Genomic DNA, 18644 nt, shown 5'->3' on the forward strand with positions numbered 1-18644 from the left:
GGGGTGCCGCTGGTGGCTTCACTAGAATGAAAAACATGCTCGACGACCGCGCGAAAACACTGCTGAAGGCTCTGGTGGAGCGGTACATCGCCGATGGCCAACCGGTGGGCTCTCGCACGCTGTCCAAGGCGTCGGGGCTGGAGCTGAGCCCGGCGACGATCCGCAACGTGATGGCCGACCTGGAGGAGCTGGGTCTGATTGCCAGCCCGCACACCAGCGCGGGGCGGATTCCGACGGCGCGGGGTTACCGGCTGTTCGTGGACACGCTGCTGACGGCCAAGCCGGGGATGCCACGCGAGGCGGGTTCCTTCGAAAGCCAGCTGCTGCCGGATCAACCGCAACGGGTGATCGCGAACGCGGCGCAGCTGCTGAGCAGCCTGTCGAGTTTCGTGGGGGTAGTGACGTCGCCGCGCAAGACGGCGGTGTTCCACCACATCGAGTTCCTGCGGCTGGGCGAGCGCCGGGTGCTGGTGATCATGGTGTCGCCGGACGGGGACGTGCAGAACCGGCTGGTGTTCACGGCGCAGGACCTGTCGCAGTCGGACCTGACGGAGGCGAGCAACCGGCTGAACGCGCATTACGCGGGGCTGAGCCTGGACGTGGTGCGGGACCGCCTGCGGCTGGAGGTGGATCAGCTGCGCGGGGAGATCGCCAAGCTGATGAGCGCGGCGGTGGACGTGGGCCAGCAGGGGTTGCAGGAGCACGAGCCGATGATCATTTCCGGCGAGCGCAACTTGCTGACGGTGCAGGACTTCAGCCACGACATGGGCAGCCTGCGCAGGATGTTCGACCTCTTCGAGCAGAAGACGCAGCTGATGCGGCTGCTGGATGTGTCCTCGCGCGCGGAGGGGGTGCGGATCTACATCGGCGGCGAGAGCCAGGTGGTGCCGGTGGAGGAGCTGTCCATCGTGTCGGCGCCGTATGAGGTCGATGGGGAGGTGGTCGGGACGCTGGGGGTCATCGGCCCGACGCGGATGGCCTACGACCGGATGATCGAGATCGTCGACATCACGTCGAGGATGGTGAGCAATGCGTTGTCGCAGAAGTGAGCGTGCTAAGCGCGGCGCTTAAGCATGCTTACAATCCGCGCCTTCGGTGCAAAGCCGGAACACGCGAATCCGCCAGGATTCGTATATGCGCATTACCCCCAGGGGGCCGTTAGCTCAGTTGGTTAGAGCAGAGGACTCATAATCCTTTGGTCACAGGTTCAAGTCCTGTACGGCCTACCAGATATTTACTTGGAAGGTCCGGTTTGGGGCCCCATCTCGGGCAACGCAAGCAGCAACCAAGCCAAGTTCTCCAGAGCCAGCTCGTCTCTGGCCTCGCACTCCCAAAGCACAAAAGTGTTCCATCCCGCCTCCTCTAGCAGTCGGATGGAGCGGGCGTCTCGGGCTTGATTTGCAGCGAACTTCTGCTTCCAAAACTCCGGTCGAGTTGACGGCATGACTGCTTCGCGACACCCGGGGTGCTGATGCCAGAAGCATCCGTGCACGAAGACGGCCGCGCGACGACCGGGGAGCACGATATCGGGGCGGCCGGGGAGGTCCTTCGCGTGGAGCCGGAAGCGCAATCCGACCGCATGGAGAAATCTCCGGACCGTCAGTTCCGGACTGGTGTCTCGGCCTCGAATCCGACTCATCATCTTGGATCGAGTCTCAGGAGAGACGATGTCTGTCATACGTTCCTCACGTAGCTGCGGCCACTCGCGCAAGTGGTGCAGATGCCGCCCCAAGACACGGAGGCGCCTGGTAGCATCTCGCAATTCCGGCGGAGTCACGCGCTCGCCGATTAGAAAGAAATACTAGATGAGCATCCCCGTGATTGATCTCTTTGCCGGCCCCGGGGGACTCGGCGAAGGGTTTTCCCGCGCGACTGGCGCTTCGTTCCAGACGGTGATTTCCATTGAAAAGGATGGAATGGCGCATGAAACCTTGCGGCTCAGAGCTGCGCATCGGCACTTGGCCAGAAATGGAGCGAGCGAGGACGACTGGAAGACGTGGGACGGGATCATCGAACGCGAGTCTTGGAACATCGTCTTCAATCAACTCAAGGAATGCGGCAATGCGCGCATCCGTGAGGCGTGCATTGCCGCAGATCATGAGGCGCTGGAGCTCGAACTTGGACCTGCATGTCGCGAAGAAGTCACTCGGGAAATCAGAAAGCGACTGAAGCCTTACATGACGGGCGGCAAGTATCCAAACAACGCGGTGCTTATCGGAGGCCCCCCGTGCCAAGCATACTCAATCGTGGGGCGTTCACGGAACAGGGGTCAGAAGGACTACGTTCCTGAGCTGGATCACCGCCACTTCCTCTACGAGGAGTACCTACACGTAATCACTGAATTCCGTCCCGCCGTCTTTGTGATGGAGAACGTAAAGGGGATTCTGTCTTCTCGAGTAGGAGAGCGCCAAATATTCGAGAAGATTCTGTCCGATCTTCGAAAGCCTGGCTTGGCGGACGGAACTGCAAAGCGTTTGGAATACGTGCTAGTTCCTCTAACGGCGCATGCGACTGGGGTCGAGCCCGAACCGGACGACTTTCTCTTAAAGGCAGAGGGCTTTGGCGTTCCGCAGGCTCGGCACAGAGTAATCATCCTTGGGGTCCGCAAGGACGTGTTTTCCGCTGCCGGAACAATTCGAAAACTGCTGCCTTCCCCGGCGCCAACGGTTCAGAAGGTCATTGGTGACCTAGAGAGTCTGCGTCCTCAGATCTCCAGCCGCGGCAAAGGCATGCATTGGTCGGATGCGCTATCGCTCCCGCTATTCGATGAGGCAGTCCGAACGTTGCATTCGATGGGCGATCAAGGACGGGAAATCGCGGCTGTGATGACGTCTGCAAGGCAAAACATTCAAACCCGCCAAGTCGACCCCGGCCCAGGCGCAGAGCGGTCTCGTGTTCTCCCCACCACCCGAAGCGCAAGGCTTGGGAGCTTGGCGACTTGGTACAAGGACCGGTCGACAACCCTCATGACCAACCACGAAAGCCGTGCGCACATGCCGAGCGATCTGGTTCGCTATTTGTTTGTTGCTGCGTTCGGGAAAGCCACTGGATCAAGCCCGCGACTCGCTGACTTCCCAAGGTGTCTGCTGCCAGCGCACAAGAACGTCGATCCTGACAACGCGGGAGAGTCCATCTTCAAAGATAGATTCCGCGTACAGCTGGCGTCGCGCCACAGCATGACGATCACCAGCCACATCGCCAAGGATGGCCATGCGTTCATTCATTACATGCCGAAGCAATGCAGGAGCCTGACAGTACGCGAGGCGGCAAGGCTCCAAACCTTCCCAGACTCCTATGTGTTCCTTGGGAACAGGACTTCGCAGTTCACCCAGGTGGGCAACGCCGTTCCGCCGCTGCTGGCTGTGCAGATCGCCGAAGTCGTCGCCAGCGTCTTGGCCGCGGCCGCGACAAAAAGCGGGTGCTGACGCCATCCCCGTAAATGCGCGGGTTCGAGTTCGCCAAGCATGCGGTACTCTGTAATGAGTCAAGACCCTCGCTGCGCTGTCGCGCGAGCACAAAAAAAGGGCACGAACTCGATGAAGCGGCATTTGGGAGGGTGCATTGATCCACGTCCGTACTGCGCGCGGGAGCGCGCTGGAAGCCCCATTTTTTAACTGCGATCGCGCCGCAGCGTGTGACGTTAAAAGATGAGTGGGAACTCGTCCGAAGTTTTCGAGGAGACCCTTGAGGTCATTCCCGATCCTGTATCGCTCATGGAGGCAATGCGTGCTGTCGGCTACTCGGCGGAGACGGCAATTGCTGACCTGCTTGACAACAGCATCTCGGCGCACGCTCAGCAAATTCACATTCAATACGATGGCATAGGCGATCCCTACATCGCCATCTTTGATGATGGCGACGGCATGACGAGTCCGGAACTTACCGCAGCAATGCGCCACGGAAGTCGGAACCCTTTAGATCAAAGGCAGGCGCATGATTTGGGGCGATTTGGGCTCGGTCTGAAGACAGCCTCGTTGTCCCAGTGTCGAAAGCTGACCGTCGTGAGCAAAAAGGACGGCGTTGTTTCCGGACGGCGTTGGGACTTGGATATCGTAGAGAAGACGGGAAAATGGCTTGTCGTTGTTCCTTCCCTAAGCGAGCTCCAGGCGATTCCAATGTATGGCCGCCTCGAAAACGCGCCCACGGGAACCATTGTAGTTTGGCAGGAGTTGGATCGCCTTTCCGCAGGGGCCGCTGATATCGAGAAAGAGCTTACCCAGAAGCTCTCCACGCTCCGAGAGCATTTGGCCCTCGTATTCCACAGATTTCTGGAAGGCGATAGCTCTTCCAGAGGCTTGGTGATCTCGGTGAATGGCTTGCTTCTGCCGAAGCGAGACCCCTTTCTAAGAAGCAACAAATTTATTCAGCCGCTGGAAGGTCAATGCATCAAGCACCCTCGTGGCGATGTTCAGGTGCTGCCCTTCGTCCTACCACCAGTTGGGCGACTTTCCGCTGACGAAATAGAGACTGCTGGCGGCGGCGACGGGCTTAGAAGTACACAGGGTTTCTATATCTATCGAAATCGCAGGCTCGTCGTATGGGGTACTTGGTTCAAGATTGTCCCCAAAGATGAATTCTATAAGCTTACGCGCGTTCAGGTCGATATTCCAAACTCATTCGACGATCTTTGGTCGTTAGATATAAAGAAGTCCACGGCCCAACCCCCGGAATTTATACGGAATCGCCTCCGGGAGCTGCTCCCCCACTTCTCTAACGCAAGCCGGAAGACAATTACATTTCCTGGACGAAAAGCGACGGGAAGTTCCGTGTTGTCCTTATGGGTTAGATATGAGGCTAGCAAGGAACGATTCGACTATCGGGTCAACTCCGAGCATCCTCTGATTTCTGATCTTGCATCTGAACTTTCATCGTCTCAAGTCAGAAAGCTCCAAACGCTGACTGAACTCTTTGGCCATGCATTGCCGCTTGAGGCAATCTACGCCGATATGTGCGGAGACCGCCGTTCGAAAGCCGACAAGGTCGAAATCGAGCAACTTGCAGATCTCGTCAGACGGGTAATGGAGGTTTCAGGTATGCCGCTCAATAAAATCATTGAGATGGAGCCGTTCTGTCGATTTCCAGAGCTTTTCGAGATGCTAAAGGGAGGAGAGAAAAATGTATGACGTCGACCCGCTCATGATTGCAGTAGGAATGATTGGCTCTCGCCAACTAACCGATGAACTGCTAAGCGAGACACTAGAGAAACTAAGGATTATATTTCCTCATCTTGGCGATCAGGTGATATCGGAGGTTCGGCGCCAGCTGGAGGGCTCTCTCGGCGTTGTGATGAAGGCCGGACAAGGGCTTCACGACGGGGATATCGCCCCTTGGGTCCAAGATGCAAAGTCGTCAATTGTCTGGGAATACTGGCGATCCTATGTTCGGCAACTTCAGTCCAAAGGCCAAGCACTGGACGTCATTAGAGTTCTGGATGAGGATACCGACAACGTCCTGACTGAATGCGGCGATCCACGCAAGGAAGGACCTTGGCTATCCAAGGGCCTAGTCATGGGAGATGTGCAGTCGGGAAAGACGTCTAACTATTGCGGACTGATCGCAAAGGCGGCTGATGCGGGCTATAAAGTCATCGTTCTTTTGACGGGGACGATCGAGGACCTTCGGGCGCAATCTCAGGAGCGACTCGATGAGGGGTTCGTAGGGAGGGATAGCCGGCAACTGCTGCGTCGCGAGAAGACGAGCGCAACGATTGGAGCCGGCCGCTTTCGCACCAAGATTCCCAACGTTCTCACATCCATCGACTCAGATTTCCTGACTGCGAACAAGCAAGTATTGGGCGGAATTCCTTTGGAGAATCTCAAAGAGCCCGTCTTGCTTGTTGTGAAGAAAAACTCGACCGCATTGGGAAACCTAGTCGAGTTCTTGGACTCTCAAAAGGATGCCGGAAAGATCCAAGTCCCTCTCTTGGTTGTTGACGATGAGGCGGACAACGCTTCGGTTAATGCAAAGAAGGATGACAACCCTGCGACGATCAATCGGTTGATTCGCGAGTTGCTCCAGAAGTTCTCACGTACCTCGTACGTGGCGTATACGGCGACTCCATTCGCAAATGTGTTTATTGACCCCGATCTCGAAGATCTGTTTCCATCGAACTTTGTCTATTCCCTGAATGCTCCAAGTACCTATAGGGGTGTTGGCAGCTTCTTCGTGGAAGGCGGTGCAACAGCTTCTGGCGTGCGGGACATTGTCGATGCGGCTGCCATACTGCCCTACGGTCACAAAATCGATCATCCGATTTCGGAGCTTCCCAAGTCGTTGCAGGATGCTGTCGATGTATTCCTATTGAGCTGCGCCATTCGCGATCTTAGAGACGAGCCGCTCAAACATCGATCGATGCTCGTGAACGCGACAAGGTTCTCTTCGGTACAGGAGCGGATCGCTGAAAAGCTCAAGGAGTATCTGTATCGTACGGTGGAAGATGTTAAGCAGTACTTGGCCGCGGACGAAGTTTGGCAGGGGCATCCCCCCTTGGTGAGGCTTCATGAACTTTGGGAAGAGCATTTCGCCGACTGTGGGAAATCGTGGGATTCCGTTCGGCATTGTCTTTACGACGCCATCTCAAGCGTCAAGGTCGTTACCGTAAATAAGAATACCGAGAAAGCCGAGCGACTGAATTACAGCGCGTTCAAAGATACCCGACTTGGGCGCCGCGTCATTGCAGTCGGTGGCCTCACTCTCTCGAGAGGTCTTACGCTGGAGGGGCTGTGCGTCAGTTATTTCTACCGCAACTCGAAGGCGTACGACACCCTGCTTCAGATGGGGCGTTGGTTTGGGTACCGCCCAGGCTACGAAGACTTGTGCCGAATCTGGGCGGACCCGCAGGCCCAAGATTGGTATGCGCATTTGGCCGATGTCGTTGCAAAGCTGCGATTCGATATTCAGGTGATGCATGCGAACGGTCTGCCGCCGAGGAAGTTCGGGATGAAGGTTCTCGCTCATCCCAACGCCCTTGTCGCAACTGCTGCGGCCAAGATGCGGCATTCAGATGAAATTGAAATCAAGGTTTCGTTCAGCGGCGCTGGAGTCGAAACTCCGCTCCTTCCGGCTGATGGTGCAACGAACGAAAGAAATTTGGAAGAGCTTGAACGGCTGCTCCGGGAGCTTCCGACGAACTTCGCCTTCGAACGGGGAAGGTATTATTGGCAGGGCATCGATCGTTCCGTAGTTTCTCGTTTCCTGGGGCGTCTCGAAATTCTTGAATTGAACCCACATTTCATGAGGGAAATGGAAACCGGGCAGCGACCCCTTCTCAATTTCATTGCCAATGCCGATCTGGAGGAGCTCGAAAAATGGGATTTGGCAATTCCACAGGGTTCGGCAGACGCTTGCAACATATCGTTGCTCTCACCGATCTCAGGTCGATCGGAATATCTGCGCCCGAGAATGCGGCAGTTCGAGAAGGTTTCCAAGGGTACGGGATTCCTTCGACTCAATAAGCAGCGGGTGGGCGAGATTTCCGACGAGCAGGTCGGGTTGCTCGTCGATGAAGAGGCGATAGCCGCGGCTTGGGAGACGAAGAAGTTGGCTGATCCACAGCTCGGCAAGACTATTCCGGGATGGTTCTACCGCAGTTATAGGAAGCGACCGCTGTTGACGATCCATCTCGTCCAACCGGCGAAGAGGGAACCCAAAGAACCAAAGGTCCGGGCGGATGGAAAGGTAATTCCTCCGAGGGAAATGATGGATCCGGCGGACATTGAACCGTCGATCCTGCTCGCACTCAGTATTTCCTTCCCGGGATACGCCGGGAAAGAGGAAACCGTCGTCTATTCGTTGAACAAGGTCGCTCTGCGTCAAATCGGTCTTCTTGATGAGGCGGATGATGACGAAGATTGAGAGTGCATGGGAAATCTTGAGGCGGGCGGAGGATTTGCCGATTTCCGAAAGCCTCGACGGTGTCCGGCTACGAAATCTCCAGATGTCCGCAGAATATGATTTCTATGCGGGCCTTGATAGGGAGGACCGGGCGATCATCGCTTTTGGGTTTGACGCTCGACCCGAATTGCCTGCGCTTGGAAGGGGTGCGCTTGACTCTTTTCGGTTACGTCGAGCAAATGGGAAATGGTTGCTTCTCCTACGCGTGCAAAGTAAATCGATTGAGTCTGTATTTGCGCGACTTGGCACGGATCTAATAGGAGAGGTGATATCGCTGGTAAATGAAGACGTGAAAGGGGTCTTTATTACCGAAAGGATAGAGTTATGGCAACGCCTCTTCCTGTCTGGCATCGATGGAATCTTAGAGGACCGCAGAGTTAGGGGATTGTTTGCGGAACTTTCCTTCTTGGATTCGCTGGTGCGATCGCATGAAAGGTCGGTGAGCGACTGCGTTTCAGCTTGGGTTGGTCCCGCAAGGGCGGACCAAGATTTTGTGTTTCACGACAAGGCGTACGAGATTAAATCTGTCCTGCCCGGACGTGATTCTGTGAAGATATCTTCACTTTCGCAGCTCCAGGCTCGCACTCCTCTAGAGTTGGTGGTGATGAACATCGCAGAGGTGCCGGAAGGCGCGCAGGGCGGAACTACTCTCAACGAACTGGTAGCGAGACTCGAACGGATAATCGCGCATGATGTTCGCGCGCTGGCCATCTTCCGAATGAAACTGCTGGAAGCCGGATATGTATCCCGATTGGAGTACGATGCGCGAGATCTTTACGTCCAAGATCTCCGAAGATTCGATGTCAGCCAAGACTTCCCACGATTGACGTCCTCGTCGGTTCCTGATGGTGTACTTGCCGCACAGTATGACCTTGTCTTGGCGGCATTAGAGAGATTCCGGCTGAGCGCCTAAGCTATGGATGATGGGCAGTTTCTCGATGAATTGAAAGGTATGGTGCGCCGTCGCGCTGCGGCGTCGCATCTTGTTGATACTCTTGCATTCGCTCAGGAAGTGGGGGACCGGCTGGAAGGTGAGCCGGCGTTTGGAGAGCTGATTCCACTTGAGTACTCCGGCTCAGGGCGTCGAGGGCGCGCATTTCGAATTCATGGCTATACACGCCTAGATGAGTCCGACGGAAGCATAGGTCTTGTCATTGGGAGCTGGTCCGACCAAGCTGAAGTCGAGCTTTTTCCTGCCGAAGATGTTGATTTGCTCACCGGCATGTTGGAGACCTTTACTCGAGAGGCGATTGAGGGCGACTTGGTAGAGCTAATGCCAGAGGCGAACTCAGCTTTCGAACTGGCTCTACTCCTTCGCGATGGGCGCTCGGCAATATCGCGGATCCGATTGCATGTGCTTGCAAATCGGCGACTGAGTCAGAGATTTAAGGAGCGCGTGCTGCCACCCATTGGCGGAGTTCCTGTTGAGCAACATGTCTGGGACTTCTCTCGGCTGAAGGATATTTATGGCTCGTCGCGGGAGCGAGAAGCCATCGAGATTTCGCTCTCCGACTTTGATTCCCTGGGCTTTCCCTTCTTGGAGGCGGTCAGACAGCAAGACCTGCGGTCGTATCTCTGTGTCGTCGACGCGGAGACACTTTCGAAGATGTTTGAGCGATTTGGTAGCAGGCTGCTTGAAGGGAATGTCCGAAGTTTCTTGGGAATGAAGGGCGGCGTTAATAAGGGAATACGTCGAACGGTGCAGACAGCCCCCGAGCTCTTCTTCGCGTTCAATAACGGTATCGCGGCAACTGCTTCAGCCGTTGCAATTCAAACGGATGGCGGAGTCGGTCGCATTGTTGGATTGACCGATCTGCAGATTGTGAACGGAGGGCAGACAACAGCCAGTTTACTGAGCGTGCGGAAGAAGGAGGGCGTTACGATTCGTGAGGTCTCAGTCGCGATGAAGTTGACTGTGGTGGCACCTGATCGGGCTAACGAATTGATTCCTCGGATCGCAGAGTACGCGAATACGCAGAATAAAATCGCTGCAGCGGACTTCTTTGCCAATCATCCGTTCCATCGGAAGATGGAGGAGATCTCTCGCCGTCTTTCTGTTGCATCGTTGGTCGATCCGCGCGCAAGGAGTAAGTGGTTCTATGAACGGGCGCGAGGGCAATATCAGAACGAGCGGCTTTATTTGCCTGATGGAAAGCGTAGACTGTTTGATCTTGAATTCCCGCCCATCCAAGTAATTAACAAGACCGAGCTTGCGAAATATGATGGGGTACTGAATTGTCGTCCGCATCAAATTAGCTTCGGTGCACAGAAGAACTTCTTGAAGTTCGCTGCCGCCTTCGAGCCGCCGACATCCGACATTCCACCGCTTGAGTATTGGGAGTCAATTGAGTCAAGCTACTCGGATGAGTACTATCGACGAATCGTCGTCTGTGCGCTTCTTTGGCGCTCCGCCGAATCGGTAGTTGCGCGGGGCAAGGCGGACTGGTACGAGGGCGACTATCGGCCGCAGCTCGTTGCTTACGCTTTGAGCATGATCATCCACGCTCTTCGGGGCGCTGGAGAAGAGTTGGATTTTGCGTCGCTTTGGAATGCGCAGAGCATTCCTCACGACCTAGAGGTGTTGATCAGGAGTGTTGCGATTGAGGCGCAGCAGGTGATATTGAATCCCCCCCTCGGTATGAAGAACGTGGGGGAGTGGGCAAAGAAGGAACAATGCTGGGACCGTGCACGCGTGCGAAGGTTTGAAGTCCCTTCGCAGGCATCGTGGCTCACATCCGCGGAAGTGAATCGCCGTCGAGCAATGGACGCCAAAAGAGAGGGCGTCCGAGACCAGGAAATTGCTCTCCAACAGATGGTTTTGGAGAAGGTGCAGTCAGGCTATTGGGCTTCTTTGGCGAAATGGCCGCGTTTGAGGGACTTTGCAACCGATCAGCAGTTGGCCTTGGTGTTGAAGTGCGCCACAGTGACGGGCTTTAGCCGGATTAACACCGAGCGTGATTGGAAACGGCTTATTGAGACAGGGCGAATTGCTGAGGATGAGGGCTTCGTACACCGACCGGGAAATTGACGCTGCTTTCATCCGACTGAGGCACTTAGCAACCCGTCGGTAAACGACTTTCGTGGTGCTCCTGGGCCGGTAGATCAGCGCCCGTGCATTCGCGCTCTTCATATCGATAGCGAAGAGGCGCCGAGGCGTCCGGAATGGCGGAAATGCACCGCGTCGGCGTCTTGGCAATCGCGAAGTCCGGCACATACACCTCCTTCCACTTCAGATAGCAGCCGAGAAATGCGTCGTAGGCGAGTAGGGGCTCAAACACATGACGCCCCGTGGCTTTGTTGATGCGCTCGCCTTTATAGAAGAAGGACACGCCCTTTCCGAGCGGGATCCTGAAGCTCTGAAAGAGCTGGTAGTCCTCCGTGAAGAGCGACACGCGGAGGTATGCGTTCTTTCCGTATGTGTCTGCCATGAGACGCGCGAGCTGGTCTATGTACTCGGAGCCGCTACTGCGCGGCGGCTTCAAATCGTCGATCACCATGACCTTCGACGTGTCGATCGCTTTCTCGATCCTTTCGAGCAGTCCTGGAAATGCGATCGAGTCGCCGAGCGTGACCTCCGCTGTTTTCCCTGCGGCGACTCGAATCGGGCTCGTGCTGCCAATGCTGCTGTGGAGAGCTCCCTCTCCGAAGTAGCTACCCTGTAATACCGCGCCCTTGGCGCCGACCACTTCGAGCCTTCCAGCGGTCAGGACGACGTCCCTCTCGGACAAGTTCCTGAGCACCAACGAGAGGATTCCGATCTCATTCGAGTGGGAAACCGGCGGAAAAAAGAATGCGGGGGACGGTCGTAGCCAAGCATTTCTAATGACCACCTTGGCAGCCTTTGGCGCGGGTGCCTTGAAGGTGCAATGCACTTCCGCGGAGCCGCTGGAGGCGCCGATCGGCGAGCACGGCCCAGAGGTACTGACTTGCGGTTCCGCGTGTGCCAGCAGCGGCGCGAGCGAGGCGAGCGCGATCGCTCGAAGGAGCAAGGCCTTCATTTGGTTTTGAGCGTTGCGCTGGCGTGGCTCTCGGGGCCGACCGCGATGGGCGATGCGTCGCCATGCGTGACGAACTTGGCCGAGCTGCTGGCCGCTGGGGCGCGGGACGGGGCAGCGCTTTCGGAAGTCATCGACGCCTCGACGGATGCGCCTTTCTCGCCCGCGATGGGCGATGCCTTGCCGAACGTCTCGGCGACAGGCTGACTCTCCGCCGCCTGTTTCGAATCCACCTTGATTTCGCCTGTCTTGGTGTTCATCGAGAGGCCGCGTCCGAGAAACACGGCCAGCACGAGCACGATGACCGCGCCGATCGCAAACACCATGCTGGCGCCCAGCCAGCTGAAAGGCTTCTTCTTCATGTCACTCTCTGTTGGATGAACTGTTTCGGCGATTCTTCCTCAATCGCCTGAGGCACCTGGCCTTAATCGCCGAGGGCCGGCCTCACGCCGCCCTCGTCCCCCTACACGCCGGATACGTCGAGCACCCATAAAACTGCTCACCGGCATTGGGCCCACGTTTCGCGACTCGCCTGACCATTGCGCTTGAGCACAGCGGGCAGACGACCATCGTCATCTCCGCGTTCGCCCGCTCATCGCGCACAGTGGCAGCCTTCCCAGGCCCACCCGTCCTCGCTACTTCCAGCAGCTCCTTCAACCTCGCCCCATCCACGAGCCTGACATTCCGCCCCTGCGCAAACGCCATCGCCTCGGTGGTGAACCTCCCCGACGTCACCACGAACCCGCCCGCCGCGCCTCTGGCCGCCATCACGCCGTAGAGCTCCCGCACCACGTCGACGCCGACCTTGTGGGCCTTCCAGTGCTTGCACTGCACGACGTAGGTCTCGTTGCCGTTCGTGACCGGCTTGCGCAGCACCAGGTCGATGCCGCCATCCGGGCCGCCGCCGCCCGTCTCCACCACGGCATAGCCCTTGCGCCGGAACGCCTCGCCGATCAGCAGCTCGAACTCGTGCCAGGTCATGCCGTCCACGGCCGCGGCGTCCTGCGATCGCAATGCCTCCTCGAGCAGCTTCCCGCGCCGGTATCGACGCACCGCCGACACCACCGCTGCCGCGAGCAGCAAAACCGGTACGACGTACTGCCCGAAGGTCGCGAGACCCCGAAGCGCCGCGCCGACGAGGAGCTTGTCCATCTGATTCAGCGCCTGCGCCGGATCCACCGTCGCCGGCGCCTTCGACGCCAACGCATGCAGCGCCACGTACGCCACCGCCGCCAGAGCCACGCAGGCCCACCACGGCATCAACGCGAGGAGGTCGATGACCGTCTGCGCGTCGCTCTTCTTCTTTCTGGCCATTCGGCTCTCTCCCTGAAGATCTCGGGCAAGCATAGCGAGCGCCGTGGTCTTGAATCCGTCGCGGCGCGTGGAGGAGGCGAATGGACCGTTATGGAGTTCTCGTTTCGCGGAGGGCGGTGCTCTTCATCACGATTCACCCGCCTGAAAACATCGTGATTGCCTTGCCCGGTGCGATGCCCCAAGTTCTTCCATGTCCTGGTCGACTGCCGCTGAATCCCCACTGCGCGTCCTCACGACGCTCGCGCTCGCTGCATTCGTCGGTGCTGCTCACGCCGACGCACCGCCGCCCGCCACGCCGTGCTCGATCGTCGCCTTCGTCGAGGAGACCGATCCCGCCGGTCTGAACGTCCGCGCCGCGCCGAATGCGAAAGCCCGCGTGCTGGGCACGCTGCCGCCCGTGTGGGTCGACAAGGCCTCGGGCACCTGGATCCGCATCCGTGTCGAGATCATCGCGAGCGACTCCGGTTGGTTCCGAATCCGCAATGCGCGGGATGACGAGGACCTCACCGGCCAGCCACCGCGGCCCACGTTCTCCGGCGAGGGCTGGATCTCCGGCAGGAAGCTCGTCGTGAAGCCTCAAGCCCGTGTTGGTCGCGGTCGCCCCGACGCTCAAGCACCGGTCTGGCTCCAGCTCAACGACGAGCAGCTGTTCGACAGCGACGTGATGGTCAGCGCCAGTTCACTCGCCGCGTGCCAGGGGCAATGGGCGCAGGTGGAATACGTCGACGCGAAGCTCCCCGCCGAAGAGCGCAAGGCGCTGAACGTCGCCCCCGCCGCTCGCGCCGGCCTGCCACCGGGCCGGTTCCGTCTCTGGGTGGACAAGATCTGCGGATCCCAGGAAACGGTCTGCGACGGCTTGTAGACGCGCTGACGCGTCGCCGTCGGAAACCTTCCTAAGCCGCCTCCCTCCCCACCCCCCTCGCCGCCACCCTCAACAGCTGCCGCACCTCCTCCGGCGACACCGGCTTGGTGGCATACCGATCGAACCCCTGCGCCAGCGCCTGCTCCCGCACCGCCGCGCCGTCATGCGCCGACAGCGCCACCACGAAGCACCGCGGCTCGCCGCTCAGCTGTTCATGGCGCCGCAGCGCCTGCACCACCTCGAAGCCGCTCATGCCCGGCATCTCCAGGTCCAGGAACACCGCATCGAAGGCCCGCTCGGACAGCGCCTGCAGCGCCTCGCGGCCCTGCGTCGCCGTGACCACCTCTGCGCCCGGGAAGGGGAAGCAGCGGCGCAGCGCCAGCAGGTTGTACTCGTCGTCGTCCACCAGCAGCACGCTCACCCGCGGCAAGGCCTCCTCGGGCTCCGGCAGCGGCGCCAGCGGCATCGCCAGCGAGGCCGGCCCGGTCTCGAGGAACTCCGTCTCCTCCGCGCTCGCCGCCTTCAGGCGCAGGATCACCGTCGTGCCCTCGCGCTCGCTCGTGCGCAGCAGCACCTCGCCCTGCTGCATGCGCGCCATCAGCCGCGCCGAGTAGGTGCCGAAGCCACTGCCATCCCGCTTGCCGTGGCTGACGTACTTGTCGAAGAAGCGCTCCCGCACCTCGATCGGCACCGCGCCTTCGTTGTGGATGTGCAGGCCGACCCAGCCGGTCTCGACGGTGTCGAACCACACCCGCACCTCGCTGCCCGAAGGCGCCGCCTCCACCGCGTTCTTCAGGAGATTGGCCAGGATCGAATAGCACAGCGTCTCCTCGGCCCGCGCCACCGGCCACATGCCGCCGTGGCGCTGCACGCTCACCCGCACGCCATGCGCCGCCTCCAGCGAGGTCAGGTCAGCCCGCACCCGCTGCAGCACCGCCGCCAGGTCCACCGGGCCGGGCTGCCAGTCGTAGCAGCCTTGCTCCATCTTCATCAGGTCCAGCGACAGGTTCACCATGTTGAGCGCGCGATACCCCGCGCGCTCCACCCGCCGCAGCAGCAGTTGCTGCTCGGGGCTCAGCGGCCCCAGCTCATGCAGCAGCCGCGGCGTCGACACGATGCTGATCAGCGGCGTCTTCAGGTCGTGCCGGCTCATGCGGTCGACCTGCTCGCGCAGCTTCACGTTCTCCTTGAGCATCTCGTTCTGCAGCTCGAGCTGCCGCGCCTGCGCCGCCGCCAGCAAGGCGTGATCGCGCTCGCGCCGGATGGAGAGCACCTGGTCGGCCAGGCCCAGCGTCAGCACCACCGCCTCGCAGACGACGCCCACCGCGTAGAGATTCGGCGCATCGGGCGGCACGCTGACGCCCAACCCCTGCAGCGCGCGCATCAGGCCGGCCGCGGCCAGCGGCCCCCAGCCGACGAGGAAGTACCACGCATAGCGACTGCCGCGCCGCGCCACCGCGGCGGCCACCGGCAGCAGCAGCACGCTCACGCTCAGGCTGACCACCGACAGCGCCATGCCGAACCAGTCCCAGTCCAGCGGCAGGACCAGCACCAGCAGGCCCCCCGGAATCAGCACGCCGGCCGTCAGGTCGAAGCCTCGAGCGACGCGCGGCAAGGCAGCGCGCAGGCCCAGGAAGTCCCGCGCGAACGCCACCACGCAGCCCACCGACCAAGCCCCCAGCGCCCACTGCGTGCGATGCCCGAAGGGCGCCAGCACGCCGGCGCCCGGCCACGCATAGAGGAAGCCCACGCTCGCCGCGATGAACAGCAGCAGCGACACCACGTGCAGCGTGTAGAAGCCAAACATGCGCTGGCGCAGCACGACCCAGTAGCCCAGCGCCACCAGCGCGAAGGCGCCCAGCAGCGCCGACAGCACGGTCAGGCGCACCAGCTTGTTGCGGTCGAGCGCGTCCCAGGCCGGACCATCCAGCAGGCGCAGCGTGAGCGGCGTCGGCAGGCGGTCCTCGACATGCAGCCACAGCACCTCGCCCGCCTTCAGCGTGGCGGGCAGGCGGAAGGACAGCGCCAGCGACGAGGCGTCCCCGCCCGCGGGCACCTGCAGCTTGCTGCGCACCAGCCGACGGCCGTCGGGCAGCAGCAGTGTCACCCGCGGCGCCAGCGGGGTCTCCACCATCAGCACCGGTGACTGCGGTACGGAGGCGGGCAGGCGCAGCCGCACCCAGCTGCCGCGCTCGCGGTCGGGCAGCGTGGCGCGCAGCGCCGCGGCGCCGCAGCCCAGCGGCGTCATGGCGGCGCCGGCGGGCGGCGGGGCGGAGACGGGGAGGTCCCGCGCGAGCCAGTCAGCGCACAGGCCGGCGTCGGCGCGCGCGGGCATGACCGTCAGCGCGCCCAGCAGAAGCAGGACGCAGGGCAGCAGGCGGACGACGACGGACAGCAGGAGGGCGGGCACGGACGGGCGGACGAAACGGGGGAGGGCGCGGGCAGGATAGCAACGGCCACGCGCCGCGCGCCGCGCGACGACGGCGCTCTCCGCGATTCCTACACACTTCGCGGCCACACTGCGGCGCACCTCCTGCCGCCCACCCCATGAACTCGCGCCGCAAGCTGCTGCTGATCGACGACGACCAGGCCGTCACCGACTGCCTGAGCATCGTGCTGGGCGGTCGTTACGACGTGGCAGTGCTGCATCAGCCCGAGCAGGCGCTGGCGGCGGTGCGGCGCGAGCGGCCCGACCTGGTCGTCTGCGACCTGGAGATGCCCGGCATGGGCGGGGACGCCGTGGCGCGCACCCTGGCCCAGACGCCGGACACCGCGGCCGTCGCGCTGATGTTCCTGACCGGCGCCTACACGCCGGCCGAGTTCAGCGCCCGGGGCGACGCGCTCGATGGCCATCCCGGCCAGTCGAAGCAGGCGCCGCTGGGCGACATCGTCGCCCGCGTCCACGCCGAGGTGGACGCCGCGCTCAGAAGGACCGGCTGAGTCGCGCGTAGGCGTGCCAGCCGCGCTGCTCCGGCACCACGGTGCTCAGCTCGCGGCCGGCCGTCACGCTCAGCGTCAGGCCCGACCAGCCCGACCAGTTCGCGCCCAGGCCGGCGGCGGTCGGACGCACGCGGGGGTTGATCGAGCGCACCTCGCTGGTGTCGACGAACGCGAACAGGTCCACCCGCGTGCCACCCGGCGACCAGCCGTCGGCGTGCAGTTCCCAGCCGGTGGTGAAGCCCTCGTCGCCGCTGATCTGGCCGGGCTCGTAGCCGCGCACCGAAACCGGTCCGCCCACCGAGAACGCCAGCGCGCCCGGCAGGCCCTTGCGGTTGCTGAGCTGCCAGCTCAGTTGTCCCAGCACGTACCAGTCGCGGGCGAAGCGCCAGGCCAGGGTGCTGTCGCCGGTGAACAAGGTGGCGTTGACCGATTGATCGGGCAGCAGGCGGTTGCGGGCGCGCGCCTGCGTGAGCACCGGGTTGAAGCTCCATTGCCAGCCGGTGCCGGTGACGGTCAGCGGCGCGCCGAGGTTCACGCGCGTCACCTGGTAGCGGCTCACCGCGGCGCCGGCCACGTCGTTGCCGGAATCGGCCACCTGCACGCTGCCGGTGGCGCTCCACCACCAACTGTCGGCCGAGTGCGCCAGCACGCTGGCGTCCAGCCCGACGCTGTGGCCGCTGCCCTTGACGTTGAGCGCGGCGAAGTCGCCGGCCACCATGCGGGTGGTGCTGGTCGAGGCCGAGCCGCCGAAGCGCCAGCTGCTGGTGCCCGCCGGCGCCGAGTACGACAGCGACAGCGCCCGCGTGCCTTGCGAGCCGCTGAGATGCCCCGCCACCCGGTCGCCTTCGGTGAGCACGGCCTGGCGGCGCAGCGCGACACCGGCCTCGGCGCGGCCGGTGCTGGCGTAGCCGAAGTTGTCGATGAAGACCTGGCCGCTGGTGCGCGCCGGCTCCTGCACCGCCAGGACCAGATCGGTTTCGCCGAAGGCCTGGCCGGCCTTGAGCGAGGCCTGCAGCCGCGCGTCATTGATGCGGTTGAAGCGGGCGAGGTCGGCCTCGAGCCGCCGCGCATCCACGTCGCCGCCGGGCTGCACGCCGCCGACCCAGCCGCGGACCCAGCCGTCCGACAGATAAGCGTTCTCCGCCACCAGCACCTGGCCGACCCGTCCCTCCACCAGCTGCACCACCACCGTGCCGTCCTGCACCTGCTGCTCGGGCAGCGTGGCGGCCGCGGTGTAGATGCCGAGCTCGCGATAGAGCTGATTCACGCGCTCCAGCAGCGCCTGCAGGTCGCTCCAGCGGATCGGCCTGCCCAGCAGCGGCTGGGTGAGCGTCGCGAGCTGCTCGCGCTGCAGATGGCGGGAGGCGCTGAAGCGCACCCGTTGCAGAACGAACGAGGGGCCCTCGTCGGTCGCGGCGGCGGGTTTGTCTTCCCGCTTGGCTGGCGGCGCGGCCTCGCGCTGTTGCTGCAGCTGCTCGCGGCGCAGGCGCTCCTGCTCCTGCAGCGCCGGATCGGCGGCGGGCGGCAGCACCGGCGGCGCGGACTGCGCGCGCGCGATCGTCGGCAGGACGGCGGGCGCCAGGGCGGCGCCGGCCAGCGCCAGCGCCGGCCAGGAACGGGAGAACTTCGACACGGGCAGA

General features: G+C 61.5%; 14 protein-coding genes and 1 tRNA gene. 9 read left to right on the top strand and 6 right to left on the bottom strand.

The window, feature by feature from the left end; translation table 11 throughout:
- Positions 1 to 35: 35 nt before the first annotated feature.
- Positions 36 to 1049, top strand: a complete 1014-nt coding sequence (gene hrcA / locus FHT38_RS02550) for a heat-inducible transcriptional repressor HrcA (protein WP_091721362.1) — start codon at positions 36 to 38, stop codon at positions 1047 to 1049.
- Between the two features lie 103 nt (positions 1050 to 1152).
- Positions 1153 to 1229, top strand: a tRNA-Ile gene (locus FHT38_RS02555).
- Positions 1230 to 1234: 5 nt separating this feature from the next.
- On the opposite strand, the gene FHT38_RS02560 is transcribed toward FHT38_RS02555, so the two are convergent.
- On the bottom strand, positions 1235 to 1678 hold the full coding sequence (locus tag FHT38_RS02560; protein WP_183489565.1) for a very short patch repair endonuclease: 444 nt from the start codon (positions 1676 to 1678) through the stop codon (positions 1235 to 1237).
- A 127-nt stretch (positions 1679 to 1805) separates the two neighbouring features.
- Between FHT38_RS02560 and FHT38_RS02565 the strand changes: the two genes are divergently transcribed.
- From FHT38_RS02565 to FHT38_RS02585, 5 genes are all read left to right on the top strand, one after another.
- The gene (locus FHT38_RS02565; protein WP_183489568.1) at positions 1806 to 3425 is read left to right on the top strand and encodes a DNA cytosine methyltransferase; all 1620 of its coding nucleotides are present in this window, start codon (positions 1806 to 1808) and stop codon (positions 3423 to 3425) included.
- A gap of 222 nt (positions 3426 to 3647) precedes the next feature.
- Positions 3648 to 5123 (top strand): ATP-binding protein, encoded by a 1476-nt coding sequence (locus tag FHT38_RS02570; RefSeq protein ID WP_183489571.1) that lies wholly within the window; start codon positions 3648 to 3650, stop codon positions 5121 to 5123.
- Positions 5116 to 7854 carry a Z1 domain-containing protein gene (locus FHT38_RS02575; RefSeq protein WP_183489574.1) on the top strand — a complete coding sequence of 913 codons (2739 nt, stop codon included), beginning with the start codon at positions 5116 to 5118 and terminating at the stop codon, positions 7852 to 7854. The genes FHT38_RS02570 and FHT38_RS02575 overlap by 8 nt, the downstream gene beginning before the upstream one ends.
- Positions 7841 to 8806, top strand: coding sequence for a PD-(D/E)XK motif protein (locus tag FHT38_RS02580; RefSeq protein ID WP_183489577.1), 966 nt, complete (start codon positions 7841 to 7843; stop codon positions 8804 to 8806). Before FHT38_RS02575 ends, FHT38_RS02580 begins: the two co-directional genes overlap by 14 nt.
- Positions 8807 to 8809: 3 nt before the next feature.
- Positions 8810 to 10921, top strand: a complete 2112-nt coding sequence (locus tag FHT38_RS02585) for an AIPR family protein (RefSeq protein ID WP_183489580.1) — start codon at positions 8810 to 8812, stop codon at positions 10919 to 10921.
- 25 nt (positions 10922 to 10946) lie between these two features.
- Here the strand turns inward: FHT38_RS02585 and FHT38_RS02590 are convergent, their stop codons facing one another.
- From FHT38_RS02590 to FHT38_RS02600, 3 genes are all read right to left on the bottom strand, one after another.
- Positions 10947 to 11891 carry a hypothetical protein gene (locus FHT38_RS02590; RefSeq protein WP_183489583.1) on the bottom strand — a complete coding sequence of 315 codons (945 nt, stop codon included), beginning with the start codon at positions 11889 to 11891 and terminating at the stop codon, positions 10947 to 10949.
- Complete coding sequence (locus tag FHT38_RS02595; RefSeq protein ID WP_183489586.1) at positions 11888 to 12250, bottom strand: hypothetical protein; 363 nt, start codon at positions 12248 to 12250, stop codon at positions 11888 to 11890. The genes FHT38_RS02590 and FHT38_RS02595 overlap by 4 nt, the downstream gene beginning before the upstream one ends.
- Before the next feature lie 82 nt (positions 12251 to 12332).
- Positions 12333 to 13202 carry a restriction endonuclease gene (locus tag FHT38_RS02600; RefSeq protein WP_183489589.1) on the bottom strand — a complete coding sequence of 290 codons (870 nt, stop codon included), beginning with the start codon at positions 13200 to 13202 and terminating at the stop codon, positions 12333 to 12335.
- A 190-nt stretch (positions 13203 to 13392) separates the two neighbouring features.
- On the opposite strand from FHT38_RS02600, the gene FHT38_RS02605 reads away from it, so the two are divergent.
- On the top strand, positions 13393 to 14064 hold the full coding sequence (locus FHT38_RS02605; protein ID WP_183489592.1) for an SH3 domain-containing protein: 672 nt from the start codon (positions 13393 to 13395) through the stop codon (positions 14062 to 14064).
- Between the two features lie 31 nt (positions 14065 to 14095).
- Here FHT38_RS02605 and FHT38_RS02610 read toward each other — a convergent pair whose 3' ends face one another.
- Entirely contained in the window at positions 14096 to 16474 is a 2379-nt protein-coding gene (locus tag FHT38_RS02610) for a response regulator (RefSeq protein ID WP_183489596.1), read from the bottom strand.
- A gap of 137 nt (positions 16475 to 16611) precedes the next feature.
- On the opposite strand from FHT38_RS02610, the gene FHT38_RS02615 reads away from it, so the two are divergent.
- Positions 16612 to 17004: a two-component system response regulator gene (locus tag FHT38_RS02615; protein WP_183489599.1), complete on the top strand. Its 393-nt coding sequence runs from the start codon at positions 16612 to 16614 to the stop codon at positions 17002 to 17004.
- Here FHT38_RS02615 and FHT38_RS02620 read toward each other — a convergent pair.
- Positions 16988 to 18637 (bottom strand): ShlB/FhaC/HecB family hemolysin secretion/activation protein, encoded by a 1650-nt coding sequence (locus FHT38_RS02620; RefSeq protein ID WP_183489602.1) that lies wholly within the window; start codon positions 18635 to 18637, stop codon positions 16988 to 16990. The genes FHT38_RS02615 and FHT38_RS02620 overlap by 17 nt on opposite strands.
- Between the last annotated feature and the right edge of the window lie 7 nt (positions 18638 to 18644).

This window comes from Mitsuaria sp. BK041 (genome assembly GCF_014193085.1).
Lineage (GTDB): Bacteria > Pseudomonadota > Gammaproteobacteria > Burkholderiales > Burkholderiaceae_C > Roseateles.

What these genes read in the sequence shown, in the direction of transcription:
- FHT38_RS02595 (WP_183489586.1), bottom strand. Translation starts at nt 12,250, where the DNA reads ATGAAGAAGAAGCCTTTCAGCTGGCTGGGCGCCAGCATGGTGTTTGCG.
- FHT38_RS02570 (WP_183489571.1), top strand. Translation starts at nt 3,648, where the DNA reads ATGAGTGGGAACTCGTCCGAAGTTTTCGAGGAGACCCTTGAGGTCATT.
- FHT38_RS02575 (WP_183489574.1), top strand. Translation starts at nt 5,116, where the DNA reads ATGTATGACGTCGACCCGCTCATGATTGCAGTAGGAATGATTGGCTCT.
- FHT38_RS02590 (WP_183489583.1), bottom strand. Translation starts at nt 11,891, where the DNA reads ATGAAGGCCTTGCTCCTTCGAGCGATCGCGCTCGCCTCGCTCGCGCCG.
- FHT38_RS02605 (WP_183489592.1), top strand. Translation starts at nt 13,393, where the DNA reads ATGTCCTGGTCGACTGCCGCTGAATCCCCACTGCGCGTCCTCACGACG.
- hrcA (WP_091721362.1), top strand. Translation starts at nt 36, where the DNA reads ATGCTCGACGACCGCGCGAAAACACTGCTGAAGGCTCTGGTGGAGCGG.
- FHT38_RS02585 (WP_183489580.1), top strand. Translation starts at nt 8,810, where the DNA reads ATGGATGATGGGCAGTTTCTCGATGAATTGAAAGGTATGGTGCGCCGT.
- FHT38_RS02580 (WP_183489577.1), top strand. Translation starts at nt 7,841, where the DNA reads ATGACGAAGATTGAGAGTGCATGGGAAATCTTGAGGCGGGCGGAGGAT.
- FHT38_RS02560 (WP_183489565.1), bottom strand. Translation starts at nt 1,678, where the DNA reads ATGACAGACATCGTCTCTCCTGAGACTCGATCCAAGATGATGAGTCGG.
- FHT38_RS02565 (WP_183489568.1), top strand. Translation starts at nt 1,806, where the DNA reads ATGAGCATCCCCGTGATTGATCTCTTTGCCGGCCCCGGGGGACTCGGC.
- FHT38_RS02600 (WP_183489589.1), bottom strand. Translation starts at nt 13,202, where the DNA reads ATGGCCAGAAAGAAGAAGAGCGACGCGCAGACGGTCATCGACCTCCTC.
- FHT38_RS02615 (WP_183489599.1), top strand. Translation starts at nt 16,612, where the DNA reads ATGAACTCGCGCCGCAAGCTGCTGCTGATCGACGACGACCAGGCCGTC.